The 17,428-nt window shown below is 55.3% G+C and carries 16 protein-coding genes and 2 tRNA genes; 4 read left to right on the forward strand and 14 right to left on the reverse strand.

The features are described from left to right. Positions 1 to 4: 4 nt before the first annotated feature. From HNQ64_RS21550 to HNQ64_RS21610, 13 genes are all read right to left on the reverse strand, one after another. Complete coding sequence (locus tag HNQ64_RS21550) at positions 5 to 685, reverse strand: SCO family protein (protein WP_184212712.1); 681 nt, start codon at positions 683 to 685, stop codon at positions 5 to 7. Positions 686 to 689: 4 nt separating this feature from the next. Further along, positions 690 to 1,289 carry a c-type cytochrome gene (locus HNQ64_RS21555; protein ID WP_343075916.1) on the reverse strand — a complete coding sequence of 200 codons (600 nt, stop codon included), beginning with the start codon at positions 1,287 to 1,289 and terminating at the stop codon, positions 690 to 692. A gap of 5 nt (positions 1,290 to 1,294) precedes the next feature. After that, entirely contained in the window at positions 1,295 to 1,969 is a 675-nt protein-coding gene (locus tag HNQ64_RS21560) for a c-type cytochrome (RefSeq protein WP_184212716.1), read from the reverse strand. Positions 1,970 to 1,972: 3 nt separating this feature from the next. Then, positions 1,973 to 2,434, reverse strand: coding sequence for a c-type cytochrome (locus tag HNQ64_RS21565; RefSeq protein ID WP_184212718.1), 462 nt, complete (start codon positions 2,432 to 2,434; stop codon positions 1,973 to 1,975). Between the two features lie 114 nt (positions 2,435 to 2,548). Continuing rightward, positions 2,549 to 2,932, reverse strand: coding sequence for a hypothetical protein (locus HNQ64_RS21570; protein ID WP_184212720.1), 384 nt, complete (start codon positions 2,930 to 2,932; stop codon positions 2,549 to 2,551). 379 nt (positions 2,933 to 3,311) lie between these two features. Continuing rightward, positions 3,312 to 3,710, reverse strand: coding sequence for a hypothetical protein (locus tag HNQ64_RS21575; protein ID WP_184212722.1), 399 nt, complete (start codon positions 3,708 to 3,710; stop codon positions 3,312 to 3,314). A gap of 122 nt (positions 3,711 to 3,832) precedes the next feature. Then, positions 3,833 to 3,904, reverse strand: a tRNA-Met gene (locus HNQ64_RS21580). Between the two features lie 10 nt (positions 3,905 to 3,914). Next, positions 3,915 to 3,989 (reverse strand) — tRNA-Asn (locus HNQ64_RS21585). Between the two features lie 101 nt (positions 3,990 to 4,090). Further along, complete coding sequence (locus HNQ64_RS21590) at positions 4,091 to 4,936, reverse strand: metal ABC transporter permease (protein ID WP_184212724.1); 846 nt, start codon at positions 4,934 to 4,936, stop codon at positions 4,091 to 4,093. Beyond that, on the reverse strand, positions 4,933 to 5,787 hold the full coding sequence (locus HNQ64_RS21595; RefSeq protein ID WP_184212725.1) for a metal ABC transporter permease: 855 nt from the start codon (positions 5,785 to 5,787) through the stop codon (positions 4,933 to 4,935). The genes HNQ64_RS21590 and HNQ64_RS21595 overlap by 4 nt, the downstream gene beginning before the upstream one ends. After that, complete coding sequence (locus HNQ64_RS21600; protein WP_184212726.1) at positions 5,784 to 6,692, reverse strand: metal ABC transporter ATP-binding protein; 909 nt, start codon at positions 6,690 to 6,692, stop codon at positions 5,784 to 5,786. The genes HNQ64_RS21595 and HNQ64_RS21600 overlap by 4 nt, the downstream gene beginning before the upstream one ends. A gap of 4 nt (positions 6,693 to 6,696) precedes the next feature. After that, positions 6,697 to 7,596, reverse strand: coding sequence for a metal ABC transporter substrate-binding protein (locus HNQ64_RS21605; RefSeq protein ID WP_184212727.1), 900 nt, complete (start codon positions 7,594 to 7,596; stop codon positions 6,697 to 6,699). Positions 7,597 to 7,605: 9 nt separating this feature from the next. After that, a complete protein-coding gene (locus HNQ64_RS21610) occupies positions 7,606 to 8,418 on the reverse strand; it encodes a transporter (RefSeq protein ID WP_184212728.1) in 813 nt (270 codons plus the stop codon). Between the two features lie 86 nt (positions 8,419 to 8,504). On the opposite strand from HNQ64_RS21610, the gene mntR reads away from it, so the two are divergent. From mntR to HNQ64_RS21630, 4 genes are all read left to right on the forward strand, one after another. Further along, positions 8,505 to 8,999, forward strand: a complete 495-nt coding sequence (gene mntR, locus HNQ64_RS21615) for a transcriptional regulator MntR (protein WP_246431159.1) — start codon at positions 8,505 to 8,507, stop codon at positions 8,997 to 8,999. Positions 9,000 to 9,062: 63 nt separating this feature from the next. Beyond that, positions 9,063 to 9,341, forward strand: a complete 279-nt coding sequence (locus tag HNQ64_RS21620; protein ID WP_184212729.1) for a hypothetical protein — start codon at positions 9,063 to 9,065, stop codon at positions 9,339 to 9,341. 45 nt (positions 9,342 to 9,386) lie between these two features. Further along, positions 9,387 to 10,187 carry a right-handed parallel beta-helix repeat-containing protein gene (locus HNQ64_RS21625; RefSeq protein WP_184212730.1) on the forward strand — a complete coding sequence of 267 codons (801 nt, stop codon included), beginning with the start codon at positions 9,387 to 9,389 and terminating at the stop codon, positions 10,185 to 10,187. A gap of 28 nt (positions 10,188 to 10,215) precedes the next feature. After that, positions 10,216 to 10,902 carry a GDSL-type esterase/lipase family protein gene (locus tag HNQ64_RS21630; RefSeq protein ID WP_184212731.1) on the forward strand — a complete coding sequence of 229 codons (687 nt, stop codon included), beginning with the start codon at positions 10,216 to 10,218 and terminating at the stop codon, positions 10,900 to 10,902. 80 nt (positions 10,903 to 10,982) lie between these two features. Here HNQ64_RS21630 and HNQ64_RS21635 read toward each other — a convergent pair whose 3' ends face one another. Further along, positions 10,983 to 17,279: an immunoglobulin domain-containing protein gene (locus HNQ64_RS21635; RefSeq protein WP_184212732.1), complete on the reverse strand. Its 6,297-nt coding sequence runs from the start codon at positions 17,277 to 17,279 to the stop codon at positions 10,983 to 10,985. Between the last annotated feature and the right edge of the window lie 149 nt (positions 17,280 to 17,428).

Here is a 17,428-nt window from a genome sequence, read left to right on the forward strand (position 1 = left end):
AGGATTATAGCTCCGGGTGATCAAGCAGCCGCTGCACATCTTGAGGAAGGTTTTCGCACATCAGCGCGGCGATCTCCGGCTGAGGATGGTAGACCGAGTAATACCGACGCACTTGTCCTTGGCGGTCGATTAGTACCATGCGCAAATCATGCTCATAGTGGTCCAATGGATTTACCCGCTCATCCTCTGGAATAGCCTTGGCGGGCTCCAGGTGGAGCTCTTGAGTCATAAAATTCCAGAGGCTTTTTTGCTCGCCGGTCACGAACCACCAGGGTGAATCAGGCTTGGCCCCCACTGCCTCAGCGTAGTTTGTCAAAAGCGCAGGTGTATCTCGATCCGGATGGATGGCGACAGATAGCAAATGAAAGTCTGCACGCTCACCAAACCTCTTCAACAAAAGCTGCATCTGTGCCGTGATCGCTGCACAGCCATGGGGACAGACTGTGTAGAGATAGGCACACACCACCACTTTTCCTTTAAGATCGGAAAACTTCACGGAGCGTCCAGTTCTCTCGGTCGCGACCAAATCTGCTTGGACCTTGGTGAGTACAGGAAGAGACTTCAGAGGTAAAGACTGCTCAAACAACGCATTTGCTCCCACGCAAAGACCCATCGCGAGGAGGATACCCCCAAGTATAAGCCCCCGGAAAGAGCGTTGATCAGAATGTGTAGCGCGCTGTTTCATCACCTCAAAGATTGCCTGCCAATGGCCATGTTGAGCCAGAAGGGTAGCGCTTTTGGAGTTCATCTAGAGTCCAGGGTTTTTGCCTTTTCCCGTGCTCAGCACGGATGGATGCCACCAACTGAGGAGAAACAGGCAGATGACGCCGCCCCCATATCTGGACGGTGTAAGCCGCCACATCCGCCACTTCGGCATCACTGAGCCAGTTCCCAAAACCCGGCATGATCGGGTGCCTCGCTTGCGTTCCCGGCAGCGGTCCCATGACCCCATAAAGCAACACCGCACTGATTTGCTCTGCACTACACGTGCGTAGCCAAATTGATTCCAGCAACGCGGGTCCTAATGCACTCTTCCCAAGACCACCCTCCCCATGGCACATCTGACAACTACGACGATAGATCAAACCGCCTTGTGTCAGATACTCACTTCTAGATGAAGAACCCGTTGGAGGTTTATTTTCCGGCGCCGGGGCTAGTCGGGCTAACACCGCGAAGGAGCTGCTCATAAACATCACCACCAACAAACAACATAGGACCGACAAGCGCCCCCGACCTCCCGAGGGCTTGTGACCGTTAGCTAGATGCAAGCGAATGTAAGGAACAGACATGGCCTCTATGGATTTCTGGCTTCTGCGGGAACCTTGAGCAATTCAGCCTCAGTCCACATCCCCACTCGGTCCTTATCTGCCTGCCGTACGGCTTGAATCTGTTCAGCTGTTACCGCAGAGGCAGCGTTACCCCAACTGTGGCGAATGTAAGTGAGCACAGCAGCGATTTTCTCATCCGGTAATGCTCCCTGAGGAGGCATCACTGCCGCTGGAGTTGAAAAAGGCTGTCCATTGATATGAATTGGCCCCTGAAAACCATGAAGCAAAATGCGTATCAGTCTCTCCGGCGAAGGAGCTTTCACCCAATCTGATCCCACCAACGGCGGAAACATGTTGGGCAGCCCCAGCCCTGTGGGCTGATGACACACCCCACAGATCGTTGTGTAGATGACTTGTCCTTCCTGATACAGCGGAGGTGCTACTGCAACCGCATTGGAGACAGGAACAACCGGTGCAGGTGCCGCAGTGGCTGCATCTGCACCAAGAACAGGCGCGCTCTCCGCTACAGCAGCACTTTCAAGCACGGGTTCTGCCTGCTTAGGACGAGAGTGCTCAAAAACCCCCATCACAAAAGCACCAACCCAGAACAAGACGAAACCGGCTAGTCCAAAACCAAAACCATAGGTCAATACATGAGTCAGCCATTTAGGCAGACCCGAAGAAGATGGATGCGATGCCATGGTTCAGTTCACAGAAATTTTTTCCAATTCAGCCTGGGTCCACATGGTAGTGCGGGCTTTCTCTGCCTCACGGATGGCCTTCACTTCGGCTGCGGTGACGGCACCGGCTTTATTGCCAAAATTGGATCGTACGTAGGTCAGTACATTGGCGATCTGGTCATCACTCAAGGTGCCCTGTGCTGGCATGATAGGCGCAGGTGAATTGAAAGGCTGGCCATTGAGTTGGATAGGCCCCGTGATGCCATGAAGTACAATGCGAATCAGGCGATCCGACTTAGCCGCAGTGACCCAGTCCGAATTAGCTAGGGGAGGAAACATGCCTGGCAGCCCCAAACCCGTAGGCTGATGACAAGCGAAACAGACCTGCATATACACCGTCTGACCAGCAGTGGCATCTTGTGCAGGGGAGGGAGATAAAAGGAGAGAACAAACCGCAATGATTGAGAAACGAATGAATGAAAGCATGGAATAAAAGATTGAATTAGACACCTGAAGGTCACCTGCCGGCTAAGCAGATGCCCCGCGTCAGTTGGGCAAAGAGTGAAAGTCAGGATGCAGGAGTCATGTCCCGCGCACTGCTTACCCCAACCTCGGAGGTGGCAAAGGCGGCGCAGAAGCCACCCCATTCCACACTTGGTCTAACCAGGGATATTTGATCGTCGGCAGCTTGGGTCGCCACCAATGGATCTGGCAGACAGACAGCATCTCCAATTTCTTTTTCTGGGCGCTGCCACTGTCCTGTTCCTGTTTTTTTTCCTCCTTTTGCCCTGCCGAAACTGCCTGGCAGAGCGGGCATGGATGCGCCCCATCAAAAGTATCACTCAGCCCCTCCACCACGGATCCCTTTTCTATCGAGTATGTCAAAGCCATACCAATCCAAGCCACTGACTGCAAAGCGCCCCAAGGTAGCCCGATGGAGACCATCAGGGCGACCACGATGAGGAGGCGAGCCACGTGTTTCATGAATGGAGAGAAAATTCGAGAATTGTTTACGTCACTAAAACAGGGGTTGACCGCGCTTTTCAGAGCTTCTGAAGAAAACTTTCAAGGGCGATTAGATCCACCCGATGGCCCCTGCCTGGAAACGGCCAGACAGGGACCTCCCGGAACATGGAAACTAGCGGAAACCATGCTCTGTTCTCCGGGAAAGGAGCACGCCCAGGGGCGCGAAAAGAGACAATGGAGTGACCAAAAAACGGCCTAACTTTAAGGATGGCCTGAGAGTGAGAGACAAAGGGCACAGCCTATCGAGCAGCCCCAAAGTAATCTCCCCAATCACTCATTCATCACTGTGCGATGCGTGGCATCATCACGGAGATGATGTCATCTTCAGGCGGGTGAGTTAGGCCAAAACCCCGCTTCGTGGCGGTGGCGATTCAGGCGTGAAAGGGCGTGCATGGCCGGTCTGGGATATCGTGATCCATTCAATTCCCGGCAACTTCTGAAAAACAAACTTCGGGATGGAGGCAACGGCGAGATGCAGCTTCAACTCCTTCACCATCTTCGTGGGAACCGAGTCATCGTTGGGCTGAGGATCTTTGGTCCCCTCTTTAACCATGTGGCAGAGAGGACAGGCATGCTCACCATCAAACGTATCGCTCAGTCCCTGAACGACGGAACCCGTTTTCACCGAATAAGTGACCGCCATACCCACCCAAGCCGCTGACTGCATGACAGCCCAATGCAGCCCGATGGAAATCATCAGGGCAGCAACGAGCAAGATGCGCGAGGCGGCTTTCATCTGCGTTCAATGAAGCAGCTACAGGGCAAGGAGCAATCTCTTTTAGCCCAATTGATCTCGCTTTATTTGCAAATGGCCCCGACCCATCAGCTGAGCGACATCTCTCCTAAAGTTAAAAGGAGTGGCAGGGGGCGGATTTGAACCGCCGACCAAAGGCTTATGAGTCCTCTGCTCTACCGCTGAGCTACACTGCCATGTGATTTGTGGCTCCTGAGGTAGGGTTCGAACCTACGACCTAGTGGTTAACAGCCACCCGCTCTACCGCTGAGCTACTCAGGAGTGTCATTCCGTTCTTTTGAAACGGGCCAATATAGTGCACCGCCGAATTCCATCTGGCAAGTGATTGTTTTCGCGTTTTCAGCTTCTAAGGGCCTAAAAAGTCACTGAACTGGCCTTTGAACACCTCTGCGGGCAGCGATTAAACCATGCTTGGGCGCAAAAATGAAAGCGACGGTGAAAAACAAGGCCTGCGCCAGCACGATGCAGGCCCCCGTGGAGCCATTGATGAAAAAACTCACGTAAACTCCCAGGCAACTGGCCAGGACGGACGAGGCTGCCGCTAGCATTAACATGCGGTCAAACCGATCTGTCAGCAGCCGGGCTGTGCAACCAGGCGTCACTAGCATCGCCACCACGAGAATGATGCCCACGGCCTGCATGGAGGCCACAATGGTGGCAGCCAGGAGCGATAAAAAAACATAGTAAATGACCCGCGTGTTCAAGCCGATGGCGTTGGCATGGGTGGGATCAAAACAAAAAAGCAGCAGATCCCGGCGCAGTAGCAGCAGGATCACCAAAGTCACTCCGGCAGTGATGAGGGTCTGGATCATGTCCGCTCGCTCAATACCGAGCACATTGCCGAACAAGATGTGGTTCAAATGCAGCTCTGACTGGACTTTGGAAAACATCACCAGTCCCAAAGCAAACAGCCCTGTGAAAACAATGCCCATGACGGTGTCTTCCTTGATCCGGCTGTGGGCTTTGATCCAACCCGTCGCGGTGGCGCAAAGCAAGCCCGATGCAAATGCCCCCACCGGTAACGGCAGCCCGACTAAATACGCGACCACCACCCCCGGTAGCACGGCATGAGAGATGGCATCCCCCATGAGCGACCAACCTTTGAGGACCAAGTAACAGGATAACACCGCACAAACAGCCCCGACGAGCGCTGCCACCAGCAGCGCCTCGTTCATAAAGCTGTAGAGAAAAGGCTCGTACCAATTCATGACGATGAAGCTGCAAGATGACGCTGATGACGGGCAGCTAACAAACCGTGTTTAGGAGCCAGGACGAGAGCGATCAAAAACACTGCTGTTTGCAGAACCACGATGCACCCGCCGGTGGAGCCATTGAGAAAGTAGCTGACGTACGCCCCTAGCACTCCGCACACTGCCCCTGTGCCGGTCGCAATCCAGAGCATGCGACCGAAGCGATCTGTGAGCAGATAAGCGGTAGCCCCGGGGGTTACCAGCATGGCCACGACGAGGCAGGCCCCCACCGTCTGCAAAGCCGCGACTGCTGTGGCAGAAAGCAGGGACAGCAGCAGCAAATGTAGAAAGCGAGTGTTCAGGCCGATGCTCCGCGCATGCGTTTCATCAAAGCAGTACAGCATGAGGTCTTTCCACTTCAGCCCTAGAACCAAAATGGAGAGACCCGAGATCACCAGCACCTGAAGGATATCTGGATCTGAGATGGCCAAAATATTGCCAAAGATGATGGTACGAAGGTTTAGATTGCTCGGGTAAAGAGTTAGCAGCAGCAGCCCCAGGGCAAAGAAAGTGGTGAAGACCACGCCAATGACCGCATCTTCCCGCAGGCGGGAATTGGCCTTCACCCAGCCCATGCCCAGGGCAGCTAGGACCCCGGCAAAAAAGGCTCCGACCGAAAAGGGCAAGCCGATCAGCCAAGCCAACGAAACCCCCGGTACCACGGCATGCGAAAGAGCATCCCCCATGAGCGACCACCCTTTGAGGGTAACAAAGCAAGATAAAAAGGCGCAAACACCCCCGATGAGGCCACTGACGAGGATAGCCTTCACCATGTATTCATAGTGAAAGGGGGTGAGCCATTCGCTCATTCTCCCACCTCCTTAGCGCGTTCTCGGACGAGGTGCTCCCGGCCCTGTCGGTCGGTGTATTCCAGGTGCCCATCTTTCCCGAAGACCAGAGGACGTTCATCATCCGTCAGGAGTTTCACAGTGCGACCATCGTGCTCCTGGATGGTGGACTGCTCGAAGTGGAACTGCCTCAGCACGCCACCAAAGGCATGCGTTAGATTTTGCTCGGTGAACACCAAATCCGTAGGCCCGTAGGCCAATACGGTGCGATTGATCAAGACGACTTGGTCACAAAACTCAGGCACGCTGCCGAGGTTATGCGTGGAAACCAAAATGATGTGCCCTTCTTCCCGCAGGGCTCGCAAGAGCTCGATGATCGCCGTCTCCGTCTGCACATCCACGCCGGTAAAGGGCTCGTCCAGCATCATGATGCGCCCCTTTTGGGCCAAGGCGCGGGCGAGAAAGACGCGCTTTTTTTGCCCGCCAGAAAGCTCACCGATCTGCCGCTCTTTAAAAGCTTCCATGCCCACGCGCTCCAGGCAATCCTGGACGATGCGTTTGTCCTCCGCCCGAGGGATCCGCATGAAATTCATGTGCCCATAACGGCCCATCATCACCACGTCCCAGACACTGACGGGAAAGCTCCAGTCCACCTCTTCACTCTGTGGCACGTAGGCCACCAGTTTGTTTCGGCGGGCAGCCAGCACGGTATCTCCGGCGATGCGCACCTGCCCTTTCGCGGGTTTTAAAAAACCCATGATGGCTTTAAACAAGGTGCTCTTCCCACTGCCGTTCACTCCCACCAGGGCGCAGATAGTCCCCGCCTTCAGGAGAAAGGAAGCATCTCTCAGCGCGATGTGTCCATTGGCATACGCCACAGTCACATCGGCAACTTCGACAGAGATGGGCGAGGAGGCAGGAGGCATGGGATCAAGGGGCGGTAAATGCCTTCACCATCGTGTCGGCATTGTATTGCAGCAATTTCAGATACGTCGGCGCAGGGCCTTCGTCACCCGTCAATGAATCCACATACAGCACGCCACCATACCGCGCGCCCGTTTCTTTGGCCACTTGGCGCATGGCTTTATCACTGACGGTGCTTTCCGAAAAAACGACGGGGATGCGCTGGGCCTTCACCGTATCCACCACCTTCTGCACTTGCTGCGGGGTGCCTTCCTCATCGGCATTGATGGGCCAGAGATAGAGTTCCTTCATGCCGTAGTTCCGGGTGAGATAAGAGAAGGCTCCTTCGCAACTAACGAGCCAACGTTGATCGGCAGGGATGGCTTCCAGCGCTTTCCGCACGGGTTCATCCACGGCCCGCAGTTTTTCGGTATAGGCAGCGGCATTTGCATTGTAGGTAGCCTCATGAACCGGGTCCATTTTCACCAGGGCCTGGCGGATGTTTTCCACATAGATCACGGCATTGGCGGGTGACATCCAGGAATGCGGGTTCGGCTTGCCAGTGTAGGGCCCTTCTCCGATGCCGATGGGCTCGATCCCCTGGGTCAGCACCACACTGGGGACATGCTTCACCTGCTGGAGGAATTTTTCAAACCACCGTTCCAGGCCCATGCCATTCCACAGCACCAGATCTGCCCGCTGCGCCTTCACCAGATCCAGGGGTGTAGGTTCGTAATCATGGATCTCAGCACCCGGCTTGGTGATGGACTCAACGATGGCCACATCTCCAGCCACATTTTGTGCGATGTCTTGGATGATGGTGAACGTAGTCAGGATCCTTTTACGGCCGTCGTTAGAAGGGGCCGAAGAGGGACCGCAAGAGACCAACAGCGTGGCTGTTAGGAGAAGAACAAGGCGATGTTTCATAAAATCAGATTAGAATCGAAAGCTCACACCCGAAAAGACGCCAAAATCGGGAGCGGGACGATTTAAGCCAATGCGCACCCCGGCATCGAAGACGCAATTATCCGTCACAGCAAGAGTCAGCCCGGCATCAAAAAGCGCGATGTAGTCTGCATCCTCTCCAGCGATGCCGACCAACTCCACATACATGCCTAACGTTTCCGTGAGGCTGATGCCCAAGGTGGCGGAGTGCAGCCACTCCAGATCCTGCCCCCCTGTTTCCACGTCCTGCGTGATGTCCACCTGCGCCATCAGCCCCAGGCTAAGGCGCTCTGTCAAAGAGATGGCGAGAGGCACAATCAGCCCTCCCTCCCACAGTTCGGAACTCATTTCCGCACCTGTGGGGAGGGTGACGTAAGGCATCAGTGCCAAGGCCGTCTGCCCTGAGTCATTGCCCCAGAGATTCTTTTTCAGGCGCACCGTCACATCTCCAAAGCCAGAGAATCGATCGGCACCTGCGGCTCCTTTCACGCGCACTTCTTCATAGCTGTTAAAAACCACCTGGAGATCCAGATCCGCCGCCAGCCCTGCTTTCACATTCATCTGCCCCAGGGCCCAGGACTCCACCCGCTCACCCTCGAAGGTATCTCGGCTGTAATCGAAGAAACTCATCTCCACCTGAAACATCCCTGCTGGCACTGTGTAGGCAGACTCCGTGGTATCTGGGCGATCCGTGCTCATGGGGCGGACTTCCGGCGTGGCCGAGGACAGAGCCACTGGGGTGCCTGCTAAACCACCGAGTGTGCTGAGCCAGACGAGGGATAAAACATGAAGATTGGCTGACATGATAAAGTTAGTCTCGGCTAAATTCATCAGCTCAGCCTATAGCGCAAATAAAACTTAGCCTGGACTAAGTTTTTGTTTTTTGGGGGATGGAAATCCATTTTTCCTTCCTCCTGCCTGCTGCTATGGGTGCAGCGATGCCCGCCAAGCGCAAAGAACCCACCGCCCATGTCCATTCCCCGGCCATTGAGGATTACCTGGAGCAGATTCACAATCTGATCGAAGGAAAGGGCTACGCGCGGGTGGTGGACATTGCCCAAAATCTCAGCATCTCTCAAGCCAGCGTGACCAACATGATCCAGAAACTGGATGCGGAAGGTTACTTGGTTTATGAACGCTATCGCGGGGTCATATTGACAGAAGAAGGACGCAAAATAGGCCAGGAAATCGCCCGTCGTCATGAGGTGCTCACCCGTCTTCTCTCCACCTTCGGTCTGGATGCGGATACCGTACACCACGATGTGGAAGGTATGGAGCATCACATCAGTCGCCAGACCCTTGATGTGCTGACTTTGCTCATGGAAGAGTTGGAGGGGAATCCAGAGCTGCTGAAGAAGCTGAAGCGCAAAATGACCCGCCCATGACTCCAGCGGATTCGTGACGATTTAGAGCTTGGTCTTCAGCCCAGCCTTGTGCATGATACGGACATGAAGCTCCCCTTGCTCCTCCCCACCATCGTCGCCATTGGCTTGGCAGTCACCAATCCCAACGAAGCTTCTTACCGCGAATACATCCGCCAAAAAGAAGGCCTCCCAGGCACCGTGGGTCTTGCCGTGGCAGATCTCGTTTCAGGCACCAAAAAGGGCGGCGTTCAGCGGGATAATTACCTCGTGGCCAGCAAGTTCTACATCGGTGGAGATGGCATCCTTCCGCGTGAAGACATCGCTTGGGGCGTGGCTGGCAAGTTCATCGAGATCAAGAAGTAGTCTCCCCGCACGCAAGAAGTGCCCTTCCGAGTGCGACAGGTATGGATGCGCCCTTTTTTCGCCCTGCTGGCACTCGCCTTCTGCCCCCTCATACACGGGGAGGCACCGCCGCTCCAGCAATGGATTGACGAAGCCATCCAGGCAGGTGGAGGCATCGTCACCGTGCCGGAAGGGACGCATGTCCTGGACCAGGGGCTCATCCTCAACAAGGCCAAAAAACTGGCCCTCCGTGGAGTGAACAAGGAGCGCTGCATCCTGAAGCTGCGGCCCCAGCCAGCACCCTCCCAGCCCACGCACCTGATTACCCTCACAGGGGGTTGTGAAACCCTGGAAATCGCCAATCTCACCCTGGATGGAGCCTTGGAAAACAAAAGCCAAGTGGCCGAACTGATCCTGGTGGATGGCATGGCGGCACCGTCAGACGCACCCTTCAAGGACATCACTCTCCGCGACTGCCTGCTGCAAAACTTTTCAGGAAGTGGCGTTCTCTTCCACCGGACGGAAGGGGGAGTCATCGAACGCTGCAGCTTTCGAGATGGCGGCACGCAGGCGATCGGTTTCTGGAACTTCTCCAAGGGCTGCATCGCCCGTGGCAATCGCATCACCCGGGTCAGCAAAGCGTTTGATCTCCTCAACTCCAGTACCTGCCTGATCGAAGGCAACGAAGTGGGCGAATGCGAGATCGGTGTGAGCATCTTAAACGAGCACCCGGCCAGCGACAAAGAACGCCACATCCTCCGCAACAATGGTTTTTCCAACTCGTTCCTTTTTGTCCAACCCGGCGGCGGCACACCGCAGCCTTTGACCGAGGCCAATGACGGCCTCATCCCCTTCCCCAAAAATTGATTTCTCCCTCGCACCTTTCAGCCACCTCATGAAGCCCGCCCTCCTCCTCAGCCTGCTCCTGGCCACGTCCTGCCTACTTGCGCAGGAATCCACACCGCGCCCAGACCCTCAACGTTTCGCCAAAGAAATCACTGCTTTTGCCGAGAAACCTGCTGACAAGGGCGGCATCGTCTTCACGGGCAGTTCCAGCATTCGTTTGTGGAAAACTCTCCAAAAGGACTTCCCAGGCCTGCCGGTCCTGAATCGTGGTTTTGGTGGCAGTGTGGCCAATGATCTCATCGTCCACTTCGATACCGTCGTCGCACGGCATGAGCCAAAGCTGGTGGTCACCTATACGGGCAGCAATGACATCAATGCGAAACTGACCCCGCAGGAGGCCCTAGCTGACTACACACGTTTTCTTGACCTTGTGCACACACGGTTACCCCAGACCCGCGTGATCGTGACCTCGGTCAAAATTGGAGAAAAACGCCTCGCTCAGATGCCCCAAGTGCATGAGCTCAACCGCCTGTTGCAAGCCTGGATCCAGGGCAAAGACTGGGTGCGGTATGTGGACACCACCAGCTACCTAGCCGATGAAAAAGGCCACCCCATTCGCAAATACTATGTGAAGGATCTGCTGCATCTTAGCCCTGAAGGCTATGCCATGTGGACAAAACTCCTCACTCCCGTGTTGAAGGAAGAATGGGCGAAGGTGAACGAGAAGAAATCCTGAATTCTTTGATAAAGCGACGTCGGAGAGGCGAGATTTAGCTCGCCCCACCGACTCCGCAAAACGCTACCCAATCCCGCCTTTTACGGCTGGCCAGGGGGAACCACCGTGATGGTGATGGTCTGACTCGAGATCCACGTAGGGGTGACGGAGTTCTTGGCTTCGACACGATAACTGCCGCTGTCCGACTCACCCACTCCATTGATCACCAGGGTGCTATCTGTCGCCGAAGTGATCGCTTCGTTCCCCTTGAACCATTGATACTCATAGGGACCAGGGGCATTCGGTTGAGCGCTGAATTCAACAGAATCTCCCACCACAAAAACATTCGTATTGCCACTGAGGCCAATGGCGACGGAGGTGACGGGTGAGATCACTGAAAGCAGTACGATGTTACTCAAAACTCCTGCTGGCGTGGTGGGGTTAGACACCAAGACTGTGTAGCTCGCGTTATCAGCGGCGGATGCCTTGCTGATGGCATAGCTGGCCAAGTTTGCTCCTGGAATATTCTCGCCATTTTTCTTCCATTGGAAGGAGAACGGTCCCGCACCCTGGGCACTGACAAAGAAAGTCACAGGTGTGTCCAGGGCTACCGATTCCGTAGCGGGCGTGCGTGAGGCGTTCACATTCGCCACGGCGGTATCCACACTCAAAGGCACACCATTACTCTCCACACCAGCGGGCGTGAGCACGTTTTTCACCAGCACGGTGTAAGTGCCAATGTCTTCCGCGTTGACGAAATCAATGCTGTAAGAGGCCGAGGTGCCGCCTTCCAAAATATCCTCGCCATCTTTGCGCCATTGATAGGTGTAAGGTCCTAGCCCACCGATGCTGGAGATGGTGAAGATCACATTGCCACCGATGTTGATAGACTCATTGTTCGGCGAACGCACAGCGGTCACTTGGGTGATCGGGTTGGAGACGGTCATTTCATTGCCTGCCTCGCTGAGTTCACCAGTAGTGCTGATGGCACTGAAGACGCGCACCTTATAGGTACCCACATCTCCAGTCGAGACGGGGTTGATCGTAAAGGTAGGAGTTGTGCCTGCGGCCGCCTCGATTTCCACGTCATTTTTATACCATTTGTAATTGAAGGGGCCCTCGCCTTTGGCGGCAGCCGTGAAGGTGACTGAACTGCCATTGGCCACCGGATTTGCCGCTGGAGCACGGGTAATGGTGACGGTGTTGACGGCGTCATTCACCAGCAGGTTAGCCTGGTCACTATAGACAGTCGAATAGACCGTTTTAAGCATCACGTCATACTTGGCTTGGGCAGCCTCGGTGACGGGGTTGATGGTGTAACTGGCGCTTGTGGCCCCGCTGATATTGGCCCCATTTTTCCGCCACTGATAAGTGAAGGGGGTGGAAGCTGGGGCCGCTGCGACGACGCTGAAAGTGACGGAAGCTCCTGGATTCACCGTCTGCGATTGCGGCTGCTGAGAGATGAGAACAGGAACGGGGTTGAGATTCACCCGACCTGACAAAATCGGCGAAGTTTTAAGCGTTGTGACCGGTGCTTCAGTGGAGGGAAGTTGAGCCAGGGTAAAGTGGCCAAACCCTCCAGAATCCGTCTGGGTAAAGAAGCTGCCGTCACTGAACGTGCGAGCAGGGATGGCGGGCACGACAAGACCATAATAACTGGCCACGCGAGGCGCCGTCGCAGGCGGATCATACAACTTAAAGGAACCTTTAAAGAGGCCAGTTGCACGGTCTCCGGTGAATGAAATGCCGCCGGCATTTGTGATGCCTGCAGGAATGAGCGGAATCTTACCCAGAGAAATCGCTACGACATCAGGATTCGTGGCAGAGGCCTCCACGCCACCTTTGGCAAAGAGCAGGCCGGCATTTCGGTCCATCACAGGCACCCCCAAGAGTTGGGGCGAGTAGTCCTGAGGGATGTAGGTCCTGCCCAGCGCGTAAAGTGAGACAGGACCGAAACCCGCTTTGTAGCTTCGCTCCGTAGCCAGCGTTTGAGGCAAGCGAGTCCAAAGCATCTCACCCTCCACTCGGAAGCGATTCCCCAGATTGATATCCGCCTGAGTCAGAGGAGGAATGTACTGTAAAAAGGCCCGACCCACAAAAGCTCCCGTATTTTTATAGAGAGATTGGTAGATCAAGAACTGCTGCTGGCCGCCGACAAAGGAACTGGAGGTCAGAGTGGTGCCATCTCCTAGACGACCCGTGATTTTCGCAATTCCATTGGAATCAAAAAAGGCGATGGCATAGCCGGTGCCCTGAGGCACAGACACATCATTTTCCAGATTGCTGGGAAGGTGAAACGCGATGTGATGCCGCCCCACGTAGGGAGAAGGACGACCGCCTTTGCTAAAGTTGTAGATGTTCCGATAAGCGGCAAAGAAGACCAAATTTTCCCCGTCTGAAATCGTCCCTGAAACATCTCCACTGTCGGTATAACCGCCAATGCCGATGGCACTGAGATTGATCTGAAGAGGGGTATTGCCCTTACGCACCGCCGTGGCTTGACCGGAGGTGCGTATACTGCCTGGATTCTGGTCCATCTTGCCTGTGAAGCTGAGGATGTCCTTCCCCATGCTCAACTTACCCGAGATGAGGCCGCCATCCGTCACGGTCATGTCAATACGGCCTCCCTGATTGCTATTCAAAGCGGGAGAGTTCCCGATCTGCCCCACAAACGTGCCCACCACCGATTCTGGGAGCGGGAAGACAAAGAATTCCACATTGCTGCGGGTGAGGCTGCCCTTTGGATTTTTGACCGTGATCGTCAGCTTAAATTCACCGGAGCGTGTGGGTTTCCCAGTGATGCGCCCGGTGCCAGCATCCAGCTTCAGGCCCGTAGGCAGCCCCGCTACGGCAAAGGAGGAGATGGTGGTATTCGAAGGGCCACCACCAGGGAGGGTGTAGTCGTACTCAATGCCCACATAAGCGGCAGTGGGGGTGATGGTGGCGGGCAGAGTGGGCACCGCGCCAGTGATGCCCACTTTCCAAAGGCCCGTGGTGGCATTCAGCGCAGGGTTGAGATCATCCTCCACATAACAGAAATAGTCGGCGGCATCGTTTAAGGTGATATTACGAATCGTCAGCGTGGCTGTGGTGGTGCCCGTGAAATGGCCGAGCTCTTCTGGGACATCAACTGGCTGTGCCTGCCCAACCTTCTGCATGCGCCAGCGGTACTTCATGGTCGGGCCTGAAACTTGAGCCTTCAGCGCCACCGTCTTGGCGGGGAGGGAGATCATCAGGCGTGCGGTCTTGTCCACCACGATGACGCTGGCAGGGTTTGAGTCCACCTTGCCTGCGACGTTGGTCGCCCGTAAAACGTAGCTGCCCCCATCCGTGATTTTGACCGCAGGATTATTGAGTTTAGCCAGCTTTTGGTTTGCCACTGTCTTGCCCGATTGCAGCCAAGTAAAAGTGGGGGGCGGTGCTCCTGTGGCAGCCGTTTCCAGCACCAGAGGTTGACCGACCTCAAGGACCTTTGCCACGGGATGTGTGGTGATGGCAGGGAGAGCGCGCAAGTCCAGCCTCACCTCGGCACTGGTCAGAGTGGTGGTGCTATTTCCCACCAACACGCGGTAGAGCCCTGTTTGCTCTGTCTGCACACCGGTGAAACTGAGGGTCTTGGTGCTGGCACCAGGAACGGGCCCCCAAACCTCGCCGTCTTTTTTCTGCCATTGATACTCCAAAGCCGTGCCTGTGGCAGTGACGGTGAAGCTGGCCTTAGCCCCAGGCAGCACGGCCAGTGAAACTGGCTGGCGGGTGATGACCGGGGACTTGTGACCACGGACCACATTGACATTGAATTTTTGATCCACCGGATGGTTATCCAGGTCGCGAGCGCGGAGGGTCACTTCGCTGCTACCCACGGCTAAACCTTCCAGACGCAAAGTACCGTCACTCTGCACGGTAGCGCGGACCACACCTTCGTTGCTTTCGGGGGTGTCAATCACCTCAAACTTAAAGGGGATAACTTGACGTGCGGAGAGGATCTTCACCGTCTGGCTTTCATCCATTTCAGTGGGCGCTGTGGTGCCTGTGACATTCATGGGCACTTCTTCGAAGGGCACTTTACTGCCATCCAAAATCACGCGACGATCCAGGCTAGCCGCCGTCCCGCCATTCGTGTTGTAGTCCTTGTAAACGCCGATGGGCAAAGCGGCGATGCCATCTACCACGTTCATCCCATCTCCCGCCACACGGGCGAAGACCGTGAAGCCAGAGTTTTGATTGTCCAGCTCTCCCGGCGTCGTGGTGCTGTTATCCTTCAAGTTGAAGAAGAAGTCATGCGTGGCGCTGTCAGGATTCCCCCCCACCTTGGCATGGGCAATGGTTCCGCGAAGGTTAGAAATACCCGGTTCATTGAAGGAAGGTGGCCTTTTCAATAAGGATGAAAACACATTCGGTGACTGGATCGGGACATAAGCGCCTGTCTGCACGATGAAGTTAGGCACGGAACGATGAACGATGACGCCGTTATAGGCCCCTGTTTCCACATAACCCATGAAGTTTTCGACGGCCTCAGGCGTCAGGCTGGGGTAGAGCATCAAGTCCACATCGCCACGATTAGTCCGCAGCCTAACGGCAAGTTCAGTATCTGCATCGGCAAACTTATCAGCCAAATTGACTGAGAACTGCGCGCCCTGTCCCACAGTGATATCGGGAATGTCTTTGGCCACCGTCGGGTTGGCATCGGGGCGTGGGATCCGCAGCATGAGCGGCACCGTGGCCGAGCCTGTGATGTACGTTACCGTCATGGGGCAGGCGAAGACGCCGTGCTCCGTCGGGCTGCCACTGATGATGCCCGATTGATCGTTAAAGGTCAGTCCATCCGGCAGGTTGGTGACCGTCCAAGACACCCGCTCCAGGGGAGCTGAGACCTTCATTTCATAATTGAAGGGTTGGCCGATTTTGGCGGGATGATAAGTGCGACTGGTGAACCCACGGCGAGCAAAGGCTTTGGCCACGTTGCTGTCCGAAATGACGCCGGCAATATTGGACGGCTCGAGAGGATTGATGGCGATGGCTTGTACCTTAAAGTCGTACTCCGTATCCCGAGTGAGATTGACCGTTTGGGTGCCATTGAAATAAGCCGTCACAGTAGCACGGGTGGAGTTGGCCAGCATGTCTTGGGCATCGAACCATGGGGCGCTATCGGCACCACCGGAGGGGCGCACTTTAATCTGGTAATAACTCTCCGACACGGAGCTGTCCTGCCAGACGAGGTCCACCGCTTCCGAGACGCCGGATGTCGTGGCTGTCAGTCCCTGTGGAGCCAGGAGGGTGCCCGTGAGATTGGTATAAACGTTGCTGTAATTCGATAGGTCTGCGGGATCGAATGGGACGGTGGAGGCAGCGACTGGCACCGCCCGCACCCGCCACTCCATGTAGCCGCCGGGCACTACCGGGACGGAGATTGAACTGCTGTTTTTGGAAAGAGATCGACTGTACCAAGTCGTGGAGCCCACGGGACGAAACTGAAGCTCATAGTAGTCTTCATTGGTCGAGTTATCTTTCCATTGAAGGAGAATCGTCTGGCTATCAAGCTGAGTTCCCGTCAACTCGGTGGGCGTGGTCACACGTGGCACGATGTATTGATTGGTCGGGCCACCCGAAATGACCGGGGGAGGATAGGCGGTGGGAGCGACTAAATTGGTGAGATTGAGCTGACTGGTTGTCGCTGCCGTACTCTCGGTGTCCAAGCGTGATGCACGCAATCTAAAGTGGTAGGCGATACCGGGCACAAGTGCATGCTGAACCCTAACCTCAGTAAGATCCGTATCTGCTGTGCCCTCACGGTTATCAAACAAATGTAAGGAACCGAGGGTGGCATAAGCCGTATCAGCCTCGCTGGCTTTCTTGTAATAAATCTGGTGGCGACGCTCGCCGGTGCTCTTGTCCTTCCAGCTAAATTTCAAAACGCCATCGGACTCTTGAGTCACCCGAAAATTTTCGGGAGCAACGAGAGTGGCAGTTTTTTTTTGGCTCAGGTATTCCACCTGCGGACTGACACTGCCCTCCACAGCAGCCCCGTTGTATTTGTAGGCGACGACACGAAACTGCAGGAGGAAATTCTCCCCCACATCCAAGGCTACCACTTCGCCCGTTTGGTTGGCTTGGACGAATGTGAGAGTACTGAAGGGCCCTGTGTTCCCAGCACGGGCTTCGATGCGGAAGCCTGTCTCATCCAGAGAATTGTCATCCCAAAGGATCATGTATTCGCGAGCGGTGACATCCAACACACTCGGCGTTTGTTGATTGATCAGCAGCGTCGTCTTGATCCGGACATTTGAAGGGGCCTTCGGTGCTACAGCCCCAGCGGGCAGGGCCACGCTGGCCGCTAAGGCGCACAGAGGCAAAACCCAAGCACGCGCACGAGAGACGTAGGATGAGAATGAAAAAGACATAAAAAGAAAGGCGCGGTTGGGGGAAACCTGAAAGGTCTATGTTTGAGACCCCGAAATCGTAACGTTTGTTCGAGTAAAATACCCTTTTTGTCATTACATCGTCAATCTTTTTGCGATTCAGTGTCAGCTTTTGCTCGCCCTGACTCCCC

The organism is Prosthecobacter dejongeii, from assembly GCF_014203045.1.
In the GTDB taxonomy this organism is placed as follows: Bacteria; Verrucomicrobiota; Verrucomicrobiia; order Verrucomicrobiales; family Verrucomicrobiaceae; genus Prosthecobacter; species Prosthecobacter dejongeii.